This window comes from Paraburkholderia sp. GAS33 (genome assembly GCF_050436645.1).
GTDB lineage: Bacteria > Pseudomonadota > Gammaproteobacteria > Burkholderiales > Burkholderiaceae > Paraburkholderia > Paraburkholderia phenazinium_B.
In genome coordinates this window covers 370,266-382,856 of record NZ_JBNDMP010000001.1, presented here as the reverse complement: position 1 = coordinate 382,856, position 12,591 = coordinate 370,266, and the positions used below count along the sequence as shown (strand labels likewise).

The 12,591-nt window shown below is 62.3% G+C and carries 11 protein-coding genes and 1 pseudogene; 3 read left to right on the top strand and 9 right to left on the bottom strand.

Annotated features, from left to right (window positions below):
* Positions 1-9: 9 nt before the first annotated feature.
* Together P3T24_RS01760 and deoC are read right to left on the bottom strand one after the other, a co-directional pair.
* The gene (locus P3T24_RS01760; protein WP_429408051.1) at positions 10-2,406 is read right to left on the bottom strand and encodes an aldehyde dehydrogenase family protein; all 2,397 of its coding nucleotides are present in this window, start codon (positions 2,404-2,406) and stop codon (positions 10-12) included.
* A 13-nt stretch (positions 2,407-2,419) separates the two neighbouring features.
* Positions 2,420-3,430, bottom strand: coding sequence for a deoxyribose-phosphate aldolase (gene deoC, locus P3T24_RS01755; protein ID WP_074268990.1), 1,011 nt, complete (start codon positions 3,428-3,430; stop codon positions 2,420-2,422).
* Positions 3,431-3,786: 356 nt separating this feature from the next.
* Between deoC and zapE the strand changes: the two are divergent.
* Positions 3,787-3,978: pseudogene (gene zapE, locus P3T24_RS01750) on the top strand (AFG1/ZapE family ATPase); the annotation flags it as partial.
* 137 nt (positions 3,979-4,115) lie between these two features.
* Here the strand turns inward: zapE and P3T24_RS01745 are convergent.
* Entirely contained in the window at positions 4,116-4,451 is a 336-nt protein-coding gene (locus P3T24_RS01745; protein ID WP_429408052.1) for a DUF2322 family protein, read from the bottom strand.
* Between the two features lie 137 nt (positions 4,452-4,588).
* On the opposite strand from P3T24_RS01745, the gene bla reads away from it, so the two are divergent.
* Complete coding sequence (gene bla, locus P3T24_RS01740; protein WP_429408053.1) at positions 4,589-5,461, top strand: class A beta-lactamase; 873 nt, start codon at positions 4,589-4,591, stop codon at positions 5,459-5,461.
* A gap of 102 nt (positions 5,462-5,563) precedes the next feature.
* On the opposite strand, the gene rbsK is transcribed toward bla, so the two are convergent.
* From rbsK to P3T24_RS01720, 4 genes are all read right to left on the bottom strand, one after another.
* Positions 5,564-6,496 (bottom strand): ribokinase, encoded by a 933-nt coding sequence (gene rbsK / locus P3T24_RS01735; protein ID WP_429285899.1) that lies wholly within the window; start codon positions 6,494-6,496, stop codon positions 5,564-5,566.
* A 37-nt stretch (positions 6,497-6,533) separates the two neighbouring features.
* A complete protein-coding gene (locus P3T24_RS01730) occupies positions 6,534-7,535 on the bottom strand; it encodes an ABC transporter permease (RefSeq protein ID WP_429285900.1) in 1,002 nt (333 codons plus the stop codon).
* A gap of 2 nt (positions 7,536-7,537) precedes the next feature.
* Positions 7,538-9,160, bottom strand: a complete 1,623-nt coding sequence (locus tag P3T24_RS01725; RefSeq protein ID WP_429431861.1) for a sugar ABC transporter ATP-binding protein — start codon at positions 9,158-9,160, stop codon at positions 7,538-7,540.
* A gap of 66 nt (positions 9,161-9,226) precedes the next feature.
* On the bottom strand, positions 9,227-10,192 hold the full coding sequence (locus P3T24_RS01720; protein ID WP_074268995.1) for a sugar ABC transporter substrate-binding protein: 966 nt from the start codon (positions 10,190-10,192) through the stop codon (positions 9,227-9,229).
* Positions 10,193-10,364: 172 nt separating this feature from the next.
* On the opposite strand from P3T24_RS01720, the gene P3T24_RS01715 reads away from it, so the two are divergent.
* A complete protein-coding gene (locus P3T24_RS01715) occupies positions 10,365-11,237 on the top strand; it encodes a LysR family transcriptional regulator (protein ID WP_074268996.1) in 873 nt (290 codons plus the stop codon).
* 63 nt (positions 11,238-11,300) lie between these two features.
* On the opposite strand, the gene P3T24_RS01710 is transcribed toward P3T24_RS01715, so the two are convergent.
* Both P3T24_RS01710 and P3T24_RS01705 read right to left on the bottom strand, forming a co-directional pair.
* Positions 11,301-11,702, bottom strand: coding sequence for a hypothetical protein (locus P3T24_RS01710; RefSeq protein ID WP_074268997.1), 402 nt, complete (start codon positions 11,700-11,702; stop codon positions 11,301-11,303).
* Positions 11,703-11,717: 15 nt separating this feature from the next.
* On the bottom strand, positions 11,718-12,428 hold the full coding sequence (locus tag P3T24_RS01705) for a class I SAM-dependent methyltransferase (RefSeq protein ID WP_429431858.1): 711 nt from the start codon (positions 12,426-12,428) through the stop codon (positions 11,718-11,720).
* Positions 12,429-12,591 lie beyond the last annotated feature (163 nt).

Here is a 12,591-nt window from a genome sequence, read left to right as displayed (position 1 = left end):
GTTCGACGGTCAGTCTCCGTAAGGTATCCAGATGTTCTTCACTTGCACCGCCTGACGCAGCCAAGCCGGGCCTTCTGTCGAGCGGTCGAACCAGTCGAACTCGCGGCCATGATCGACAAAGGTGCGCTTCAGGTTACCCACCGAGGCGCGCTCAACCAGTGCCGAATCCGCCGCACTGCCGAAGCACCAGAGCGCATCGACGTCATCGTGCTTGGCCAGCGCAGGCAGCAACGCAGCGCGCTCGCCGGTGACAATGTTCAGCACGCCGGCAGGTATATCCGATGTCTCGACCACCTGATACAGATCCGTCGCCGTCAACGGGTTCGATTCGCTCGGCAGTACCACCACGCGGTTGCCCATCGCCAGCGTCGGCCCCACCAGCGAGACGAAAGCCAACAGCGGTGCCTCGTCGGGACAGGCAATGCCGATCACGCCAAGCGGCTCGTGCATTGCCAGCGCGACACCACGCAACGGCGGAGTATGCACCGCGCCGTCGAACTTGTCCGCCCACGCGGCATAGGTGAAGAGCCGCGTCACCGCCGCTTCGACTTCCGCATGCGCGGCGGCTAGCTCAACGCCGGTGCGCGCCACCAGTTGCCGTGCGAATTCGTCGCCCCGCACCGTGAGATTCTCGGCGAGGTAGTACAGGACCTGGGCGCGATTATGCGTACTGGCCTGCGACCACTTCCCTGCACCGCGCGCCGCCTCGACAGCATTGCGAATGTCCTTGCGATTACCCTCGCCCACCTCGCCGACAATCGCGCCGTCTGCACCATAGACGGGCAGCGAATAACCGCCGTCTGGCCGCACCTGCTTGCCGCCAATGAACAGCTTGGCAGTGCGATCGATCGGCGTGACGTTTGCCACCGCGGCAAGCGACGGGTCCGTTGCGGCGCGCTCATTCGCAACTCGTGCAGGACGTTCAACGAGCTTAAGCCACGCACGCGGCTTCAGATATTCGTAAATGCCCTCGCGGCCGCCTTCACGACCATAACCGGACTCGCGATAACCGCCAAAGCCGACCGCGGCATCGAACAGATTGGTTGCGTTGACCCACACAACACCCGCTTGCAGGCGCGGCGCGATATCGAGCGCACGGCCAATCGTTTCGCTCCACACGCTCGCGGCCAATCCATAGCGCGTGTTGTTGGCAAGCGCGACCGCTTCGTCCGGCGTGCGGAAGCTCATCGTCACCAGAACGGGGCCGAAGATCTCTTCCTGAGCGAGCGTCGAAGCAGGAGCAACACCTGTTACGAGTGTGGGCGGGTAATAGCAACCCTGACCCGGCACGGCGGCGTCCGGCGATTGCCATACCGAGCAGCCTTCCAGACGGCCCGCTTCCAAGAGCGACTGAATTCGCTCGAGCTGCACCGGATCGACGATCGCGCCCATATCGATGCTCTTGTCGAGCGACGAACCCACGCGCAGCGTTTCCATGCGCCGCTTCAGCTTGTCGATGAAGCGCGCTTCAATGCCCTCTTGCACCAGCAGACGTGAACCGGCGCAGCAGACCTGCCCCTGGTTGAACCAGATGGCGTCCACGACGCCTTCGACTGCACCGTCGAGGTCGGCATCGTCGAACACGATGAACGGCGACTTGCCACCAAGTTCGAGCGTCAGCGATTTACCGGAGCCGGCCGTCACCGAGCGAATCTGCCGGCCGACTTCAGTCGAGCCGGTAAACGCGAGCTTGTCCACATCAGGATGTTCGACGAGCGCAGCGCCAGTGCGGCCATCGCCGGTCACAACATTCAGCACACCCGCAGGCAAACCGGCGCGATGCGCCAGCTCCGCAAACAATAAGGCCGTGAGCGGCGTGTATTCTGCAGGTTTCAGCACAACACAATTTCCGGTTGCGATAGCCGGCGCAATCTTCCACGCGAGCATCAGCAGCGGGAAATTCCATGGCACGATCTGACCGACTACGCCCAGCGGCGCAAAATCGGCAAACTCGCTGTCCTGCAGTTGCGCCCACCCGGCGTGATGCAGGAAGTGACGCGCGACCAGCGGCACGTCGATGTCGCGCGTCTCGCGAATCGGCTTGCCGTTGTCTAGCGCTTCAAGCACGGCGAACAGACGGCTATGCCGTTGCACCATACGCGCTAGCGCATACAAATGACGCGCGCGTCCAGCGCCACCGAGCGTTAGCCAGGCAGGCTGCGCGGCGCGTGCGGCAGCAACCGCCGCGTCGACATCAGCCGCATCGCCTTGAGCGATTTGCGCAAGCAACTCGCCCGTGGCAGGTTCGCGCGATTCGAAGCGCTCGCCCGAAGCCGGTGCATGCCATGCCCCGCCGATAAAATGCCCGAAGCTCGCCTCGTGCTGCGCAAGCCACGCGCGCGCAGGCTGATCGTCCTCGGGTGCGGGACCGTACTCCATCGAAGAAAAATATTCGGCTACGCTCATGGGATCGGTCTGCTCAGGCTACGGGGTGACGATTGAAGGAGGAATAACGGCCGCTCACGTGATGTTCGAGCTGGCGTTCAATATCCGCGAGAAGACTCGACGCGCCGACACGGAACAGTTCCGGCTCGAGCCACGCACGCCCCAGTTCCTCTTTCATCAGGATCTGATACGTGAGCACGGATTTCGCACTGGACACACCGCCCGCCGGCTTGAAACCGATCAGGATGCCGGTACGCTCGTAGTAATCACGGATCATGCGCACCATCACCAGCGACACGTCGAGCGTCGCATTCACGCCTTCCTTGCCGGTTGAAGTCTTGATGAAATCGGCGCCCGCCATCATGCAGATCATCGAAGCGCGCGCCACATTCGAGAGCGTGCGGATATCGCCGGTGGCGAGAATCGCTTTCAGATGCGCCGGACCGCAGGCCGCACGGAAATCGCGCACCTCGTTGTAAAGCGCTTGCCAGTTGCCCGTAAGCACATGCTCGCGCGTGACGACGATGTCGATCTCTTGCGCGCCATCGGCCACCGAGGCTTCGATCTCTTTCAGTTTGAGCGGATGCGGAATGAGGCCTGCCGGAAAGCCGGTGGACACTGCCGCAACGGGGATGCCGCTGCCCTGCAATGCATCGACCGCAGCGGCCACAAAGCGATGATAGACGCACACCGCGCCGGTCGTGATGGTCTGCGGTGCGATGCCGAGCGCGCTGAGGATATCCGCACGCACCGGCTGCCGCGCTTTTGCGCACAGGCGCCGCACGCGGCCTTCGGTGTCATCGCCACTCAGCGTGGTCAGGTCGATGCAGGTGACCGCCTTCAATAGCCACGCGGCCTGCGCATCTTTCTTGACGGTGCGCCGCGTGCCGAGCGTAGCGGTGCGCCGCTCGACTGCAGACTGATTCACGCGCAGGCCGTCGAGCCAGGCGGCGTCGAACGGCACGCCGGGATTACGTTCGGGATGTACGGCCACGCCGCGCCGAAGCGCGATGACCGAGGAAGACGAAGATGGAGCTTCAGGCATGGGTCGTCCGTGATTTTGTGCAGTGCACAGCAACCAGTGATGGTTTATTCGCAACCATCGTACATCGAATGATAGGATCGTAACAAGCTTCGTTACGATCATTTCCTCATATCGTGTTTGTGGAACTGGCGCGCATCGGCAACCGCCGGGTCGTCACGGGTTTGGCCATCGGTATTTCCACTAGGCGCTGTACTGCGAGTGCAGATATCGTTGAGCCCGCAGCGGTGCCTGGTTGGATGACCCCTGTTCGAAAACGACCCTGCTCAAAACGTGGAGTTGCAGCACGATGATTGACGAAGCTCGCGTCGTGAGCGCCCTGGCGGCGCGCGCGGTCGTGCCGGATGACAGCCAGCGCCGCGGTCTCGCGGCAATGGCTCGACGGCGTCGAGCTGCTGTGCTTCGATGAATTCCACGTGCACGATATCGCCGATGCATTTCTGATCGGCCGCTTTCTCGAGATCGCACTTGAACTGGGCACGCGCATCGTGCTGACGTCGAACTCCGCGCCGCAGGGTCTGCTGCCGAATCCGGAATTTCATGAGCGCTTCGATCTGTCGCGCACGCTGAGCCGGTTAGCCGAAATGCAATCGCGAACCTATCTGAATCTTTTCGATAGCCCTGCGGCAGCGTCCGAGATGACGACATCTCTCACCTGAGCGATGCCGCCTGTTCTACGGTTGCGCGCTCAGGCCGCGGCGGCAACCACCTCGATGCGCAACGCCTCTCCTCCCGCCGCAATGACAAGCAGACGGTCGACGTTGGGATGTGCACCCGGACGATTACGGGCGTCGGACGTATGCTCCGCGAATACTGCCATGCCGTGCTCGGCTGCCTTGGCATCCAGCGCGCCGAATACCTGCTGCAGATAGTGGTAAACGGCGACCGAACCCTGCTTGCCAGGCTTGTTCTCAATGCTCGCCACCACGGCACCCTTGCCGTCCAGCAGATCGATACGCTCGATGCCGTCGATCGAAGGCAGTTGAGCCAGATTGTCCTTGAATACGTTACTCGGTTGAATCACTGAAAGGGCTCCATCGGTTAGATAGTGAACGTTGCGGCGGTATCTTATCCGATAGGATTCTGCACAACGCGCAAGCTCGCCCGGCGACCGGTTCGCAGAATGCGCACCAGAAAACTTCTAACTATCAGGACGATTCTTTGCCCATCTCTATCACGCGTCGGCGCCTGGCTCTCGGGCTACCGTTCCTGCTCGGCAGCGGGCTCACCACTCAGCTTTACGCAGCCACCAACCCCATCAGCAACATCGAACGCCGCCGCGGCGGACGCCTTGGTGTGTTCGCTATCGATACCGGCTCCGGCCGAACGCTCGCTTACCGGGCCGACGAACGTTTCCTGATGTGCAGCACCTTCAAGGGACTTCTCGCCGCGCAGGTGCTCGCACGCGTGGACGCGGGCAAGGAGAATCTGGACCGCCTCGTGCATTACACGGAGAAGGACCTGATCTTCACGTCCCCCGTGACGAAGGCCAATGTCGCGCAAGGCGCCATGTCGGTCCGCGCGATGTGTCAGGCCATCGTCGAGGTCAGCGACAACACAGCGGCGACCCTGTTGATGAGAGACGCTGGCGGACCTCCCGCGCTGACCCAATTTGTTAGAAGCCTCGGCGACACCGTCACGCGTTCGGATCGCTATGAACCCGACTCCAATCAATACAGCGGCGCGCGCGATACCACGACGCCGAAAGCGATCACGAAATCAGTCGGCAAGATACTCCTGGGCAATGTGTTGAGCGCGCAGTCGCGTCAACAACTTGAAAGCTGGATGATCGATTGCGAGCCAGGCCTCGACAGGATCCGCGCGTCGTTGCCGACGGACTGGGTTGCCGCAGACCGGCCGGGAACCAGCGTCGAAGAAGAAACGAACGACTACGCGATCGTGCGGCCACCGGGACGTGCGCCTCTACTTGTCGCGGCCTATTACGATGCACCGTATGTCGACATGGACGGCCGTGAAGCCGTCATGCGCGAGGTCGGTGCCGCGTTTGTCGACTGGGCCAAGCGCAGCGCGTAATGAGAGCCGGCCTGCGCAATCGCCATTGCTATCACAGCAATACGTTCGGCAGCGCAGGCCGTCTCAGCTATTTGACGTCGAAATTTTAAAGAACGATCCGCTTCAGCCCGCGCTATCCACTTCTGCACGCGTAGGTATCGACGGTTGCGCGCCAGCGCGCGTGACCGAAATCGAGGCTGCCCGTTGCGCCAGACTGATCGCGCCTTCAAGCGGCTGCCGCGCGGCAATTTGCGCGGCAAATACACCAATAAACGTATCCCCAGCAGCAGTCGTATCGACTGCCTGAACCTGCGGCGCAGGGAAGTGCGTCCCTTCGCCACCTTCGAGCAAAAGATAGGCGCCTTGCGAGCCAAGCGTCACGATCACATTGCGCGCGCCGCCACGTTGCAACTCTGTCGCCGCCCTTCTCGCGCCACTCTCCGATTCGACCGGCAGGCCGGCGAGGATTGCGGCTTCGACCTCGTTCGGAACGAGGTAATCGACCAGAGGCAACCATTCAGCGGGCAACGGCCCGGTTGCCGGCGCCGGATTCAGCACCGTGATCTTGCCAAGGCGCCGCGCAAGGCTGAGCGTCGCGAAGACCGAATCCCATGGCGTTTCCAGTTGGCAAACCACGACGTCGCAAGCCTTGATTGCAGCCTCGTGACGCGCGACGCTATCCGGCGTGAGCTGGCCATTGCTGCCCGCAACCACGACGATAGTGTTCTGTCCGTCGTCCGAGACCGTCACCATCGCGACACCGGTAGGCTGCGCCGGGTCGACATCAATACCCGCGCAATCGATGCCTTCCGTTTCCAGATCCTTGACGCGCTGCGCGCCGTTGGCATCCTTGCCGACGCATCCGACCATCGCCACACGCGCACCGATGCGCGCTGCCGCCACCGCCTGATTGCCGCCCTTGCCGCCGGCAACCTGAGAAAACTCATGTCCGCTAATGGTCTCGCCCGGCCGCGGCAAATGCGGCGAACGCGCCACGAGGTCGGTATTGATACTGCCCACCACGAGAACCCGGCCCTGCTTCACTTCTTTCGACACTTTCTCTCTCCTGCCGATCATTCGCCGAATGACGGGATCATGCGGCGCGACGCCGGCTTCTATAGGTATCCAGCACGACCGCCACGACAATGACGGCCCCTGTAATAATGCGCTTGGTGGGTTCGGTAGCGCCAATCTGCGCGAGACCTGCGGCCAGCACCGAGATGATCAACACGCCGAAGAAGGTGCTGGTCACCGAGCCACGCCCACCCATCAAACTCGTCCCGCCAATCACCACCGCTGCAATCACCTGCAATTCGATGCCCGAGCCGGCATTCGGATCTGCCGCTTCGAGACGTGAGATCTGGAACAGCGCGGCGAGGCCGGAGAGCAGACCCATCATCGCGAATACCGCGATCTTGTAGGGCCGCGGATTGACGCCTGCGAGACGCACCGCTTCCTCGTTGGTGCCGATACCGACCAGATAGCGGCCAAACACCGTGCGCGTCAACACGAACTGCGCAACGACCATCACGATGATAGCGATCAGAAACGCGGGCGAAATGCCAAACGCGATCGGGTTGGAAAGGAAGTCGAACGCATCGCCGATGTAAGCCGTGCGCGAGTTGGTCAATTGATACGCAATGCCGCGTGCCCCCTCGAGCACGCCGAGCGACACGATAAATGACGGAATCCGCCACGCCACGGTAATCGTGCCGGTCACGCAGCCCGTCAAGGTTGCGCCCGCCATGCCGAGCAAGGCAGACGGCAGCGCCGGCCAATGCCATTGCAATGCCGCGATGCTCGTCAATGCCGCGCCGAGCGCCAGCACGGAGCCGACCGACAGGTCGATGCCCGCGATGATCAGCACAAAGGTCATGCCGATCGACATCACCACCAGATCGGGGATCTGGTTAGCGATCGTGCTGAACGTGTCGTAGGTGAGGAAGTGCGAGCTCAGCAGCGAAAACAGTACGATCATGCCGAGCAGCGCGCCAAGCAGTCCCAAGTAGTTCGAGAAGCCAAGACGCGTGCCGACCGGCTTTGCGTTCTTGGGCGGTTCGTTCTGCAGCGTAGGCAGGCTGGTTGGTGCGGTCATGCTTAGTACTCCACTAATTTGTCGCCGGGCTTGCCGCCGGGCACGTGTGCATCGGGCGCGATCGGCTCGTGCAGGATTTCGTCGCGCTGCGTGTAGCCCGCGAACGCCGCTGCGAGCAGCCCGTCCTGGGTCCAGGCGCCGCGCTCGAACAGTCCCGTCATCCGTCCTGCCGACATCACGCCGATGCGGTCGCAAATCGACATCAATTCGCGCAGATCGCTCGACACCACCACCAAAGCACGGCCTTCCCGCGCGAGGGTGCCCATCAAGGCGTAGATATCGAACTTCGCGCCAACGTCGATGCCGCGCGTGGGTTCGTCGAACAACAGCACCGTGCAATCGCGCGCGAGCCAGCGGCCGATCACCACCTTCTGCTGATTACCACCCGAAAGCTCGGATACGACCTGAGCCGGTCCTGAGCAACGCACGCGCATGGCGTCGATCTGCTGGCCCGCCATGGCCGCCTCGCGACGCGCGTCCACTACGCCGTTCTTCGACACGGCGCCCAGATGGCCGAGCGAAATATTGGCGGCGATCGGCTGCGTGAGCAGGAGGCCTTCGCCTTTGCGATCTTCCGTAATCAGGGCGACGCCATGCTTCACGGCGTCTACTGGCGAGGTGATCTGCACTTTCTCGAGCGCACCGCCGCCATATGCAATCGACACTTCGCCGGCATCGGCGCGATCCGCGCCGTAGATAAGCCGCATCAATTCGGTGCGGCCCGCGCCGATCAAACCGCTGATGCCGAAAATCTCACCGGCCTTCACTTCGAAGGAAACGTCGTACACCACGGGCTCGCGGGTCATCCCGCTGACCTTCAACGCGACCTCGCCAATGCGCCGCTCGCCAAGATCGATCGACTCGCCAATGTCGCGCCCGACCATCAGCGTCACGAGACGGTCGGCAGAGAGATTCGCCATTTCGTCGACATGCACGAGCCGACCGTCACGCAGCACGGCGGCGCGCTTCGCGATACGTTTCAATTCTTCCAGCCGGTGCGAGATATACACCAGCGCGACGCCACGCGACTTGAGCCGCTCGATCTGCTCGAACAGCAGATCGACCTCGCGCGCCGTCAGCATCGCGGTGGGTTCGTCGAGGATCAGCACACGGCAATCGCCGATCAGATTGCGGGCGATCTCGACCATCTGCTGATGCCCGATGCCCAGGGTACCCACCAGCGTATCGGGATGGATCGCGTCGAGCCCGACTTGCGCCATGGCGTGCCGCGCATCCTCGCGCAGTTTGGTGCGGTCGATCCAGCCGAACACGCCGCGCTGCGGCAAGCGGTTCAGGAACAGATTTTCGGCAACAGAAAGCGTCGGCAGCAGGTTCAGTTCCTGCATGACCATGCGCACGCCAAGCGCTTCAGCGTCCTTGCGGCTCGCGGGCGTGTAAGCCGTGCCGCCTAGCGTCATCGAGCCGGTAGTCGGCGTCACCAGACCGCCGACGATCTTCGACAAGGTGCTCTTGCCCGCACCGTTTTCGCCGGTCAGCGCCAGCACCTCGCCTGCGCGCAGGTCCAGCGAGATATCCGCGAGTACGGGCTCGGCGTAGGTCTTGCCGATGCCGTGAACCTGCAGCACGGTTTTGGCATCGACAAGGGAAAGGTTTGGAGTAGACATCAAATTGACCGAATCAGACCAGAAGCGGGCGCGTGGCGCCGGGCGGCGCCACGCGTTATACCGTTCTTACTTGGTGACCAGATCGACCGGCGTTTCGACCACGCCAGACAATTCCGACTGCTTCTTGTGTTCCGACAGTGCCTTCAAAGCGGTATCGATACCGAATACGGCCTGCTTGGCGGCGTATTGATCCGCCGTCGCGAGGACACGGCCATCAGCGAGCATCGGCTTGATCGCGCTGATGTTGTCGTAGCCGACCACCTGGATCTTGCCAGCCTTGCCAGCCGCACGTACGGCCGAGACCGCACCGATCGCCATGTTGTCATTGCCGCACAGCAGTGCCTTGACATCCGGGTTTGCGTTGAGGATCTGGCTCGCGACCGCGTTGCCCTTGTCGATTTCCCACTCGCCCGATTGCAGCGATACCACCTTCATGCCGCCGGCCGCCATCGAATTCTTGAAGCCCAGCGTGCGTTGCTGCGCGTTGGTCGTCGTCGAGACGCCTTCGATAATCGCCACGTTGTCGCCCGACTTCAGATGCTTGGCGAGGTAGTCGCCTACCTTTTGCGCGCCCTTGGCGTTATCCGGGCCGACGAACGGAATGTTCAGATCTTTCGACTTGAGCACGTCCTTGTCCAGCTGGTTGTCGATGTTGACCACGATGATGCCCGCGTCGACAGCCTTCTTCAGCACCGGCACGAGCGCCTTCGAATCAGCCGGTGCAATCACCAGCGCATCGACCTTCGACACGATCATCTGCTCGACGATACGGATCTGGTTGGCGGTGTCCGTCTCGTCCTTGATACCGTTGGTGATCAGGTCGAACTTGTCCGGATTCTGCTTCTGATAATCCTTGGCGCCGGTTTCCATAGTGAGGAAGAACTCGTTGGCCAACGACTTCATCACAAGCGCGACCTTCGGCTTGTGCGGGGTTTGCGCGAACGCGGTGGACATGGGCAGAACCGACGCGGCCAGGAAGGCTGCACCGACTACGATAGCGCGACGTCGCGCCGGTTGGAAATGGCGAATCATTGATGTGTCTCCTGTTCGCTCGTTCGGTCTACGTACTGATAGCCGCCGAATCGTGTGATGGGTTAGGACGTCACGTTTGCCACCATATGCTGGGACAAGCGTGAGCAGGTCCAATCCTATCCTCGCGATCTCGGTTATGCTATGCCAAATTTCAAAATCGGGCGTTTCAAAAATGGAACACGTGGACTGGGACGATCTAAGGATTCTGGTGGCCATCGCGCGCGGCGGCACCATGCGCTCCGCCGCGGCGGCATGCGATCTGAGCGCGCCTACCCTCTCGCGGCGCCTAACCGAGCTCGAGCGCCGGCTGGGCGAGCCGCTGATCGACCGGGTGCCGTCGGGCTGTACCGTGACGGCCTTCGGCGCACGGGTGCTGGCGTGGGCCGAGCAGATGGAAGACCTCGCCCATCAGATCGAGCGCGCCGCGGACGTGACCGGCAGCAGCGGCCCGCACGGCACGGTGCGGATCAATGCGGTCGAGTGGCCATCGTACATTCTGTTGAAGCTGCTTGGCTCGTTTCAGGAGCGGCTGCCCGGTCTTCAGATCGAAGTGCTGACGTCTCGGCGGCCTTATAGCCTCGCGCGGCGCGAAGCCGACATTGCACTGTGGTCCGAGTGTCCGGAAGAAGGCGACCTGTATGTGCGCCGGATTGGCCGCATCCGCTTCGGGCTGTTCGCTTCGCGCGATTACTATCTGCGGCACAAGGCGGCCATCGCCAGAAAGGAGTGGGACAAGCTGTCGTTCGTCGGTTACGACGACCGGCAGCCCGATCATCCGGCCACGCAATGGCTGAAAACCCTGACCGGCGCGCCGGCGCCCTCGCTTCGAAGCAGCTACGGCATGGGGGTGTTCGATGGCGTGCTGGGCGGCTCCGGGCTCGGCGTGCTCGCCCAGCTCGCGGGCGACACGACGAGCGATCTGGTCTGCGTGGAGCGGCACATCAAGCCGCTCGACCAGGACGTGTGGATGGTGCTGCATCCTGCACTGCGCGACAGTGAGCGCATCCGCACCGTGGCGAATCTGATTGCCGAGATTTTCCGCTAGGCATGGGGTTGACCCGAAGGCCGGATCGAACTGGCCGCATGAGATCCCGGCGTGACAGGCTGGTTATTCCTGACGCTGAACGATCCGGCCGTCGGCGAGATCAACCGTTTCGCCAACCTTGAGCGCCTGTACCTGCTGGACCTGTTCCGCCGAGAAGCGGTGCTCTGGGTCATGGAAAACGTGCAGCGGATAGACAAACGTCCCCTGCTTCCAGTAGCGGCGGTCGAAGGTCACGGCGAACTTCTTCTCGCTCTGCCTGACCGGCGTAAGCGAGGTCAGCTTAGCGCGAAACTTCACCACCTCGCCGCGTACCAGATCGCGCTGCGACGCCACCATCATCCCGACTTCGCTTGCGGGATCGTTGGCCTCCGGGCAGTTTTCCGCCGCCTGAACAGCAGCCTCACCGGCCTGAACCAGTCCTTGCAACCACCGCTTCGTGTCGGACAGCGGGTTATCTTCCATCATGATTCGCATTTCCTGTCACTGACTCAATTTGCCAACCGGTGCCTGGGCCTGGACCTGCGCGTGAAAAATCACCGACGCGGGCTTGCCGGTTCTCGGGTCCCACGGCTCCTGCAATGCACGCAGGACGAGCCCGCTATCGCGCATCAGTTCGACCCATGCCTGCAAGGTACGGAAGTACCACGGCGGGGCGTCGGTAAATGCCGGGCCGAAGCCGGCCCACGAGCCCGTGCGCCAGCCATCAACGTACGGCAGATCGCCGCACGAAACAAGAGGATGGAGCGTCTGCACAAGCAGGCTCCCATCTGCTTCGAGCAGCGTTGGCATGATCCGCAGCAGACCCTCTACCGACTCCTTGCCGAGCAGCGAAAAATTGCATACTACGACATCGGCGCTCGCTTTGAGCTGCCCTGTAGCGATCTCTTCGTACGACTGAACCCTGCCATCGATTACCCCCGCCTGCTTCGCTGCAGCCACCAGTTCAGGCACCACGTCCACCGCCGTCACGCCGATCCCGCGTTGCTGCAACGCGAGCGCTAGCCACCCCTCTCCGCAGCCGAGGTCGATGACAGTCCTGGGCTTGCAAGCCAGCACCGCATCCACGATGGCCCGATCCGTAACCAGACGGCGGCTTTCGATTTCGCGGGCACGTACTGCCTGTGTCCACGGCGAAGCATTGTGCCGCCACGAGTCGATGATCTTGCTGTCGCTCAGAGGGTCGAGGTTCATGGGTCGTTCCAACGACAAGTCAGGCCGTATCCTACCTCTCGCTGCGCAAGTGGCGCATACACCGCTGCGTCCCCGGGATGGGGAAACTGTTATTCTCTCCTCTCCCGACTGCCGCATGGTCGCATGTGATGGACCAACCGCCTGGCATCAAGCCAGACAGGAC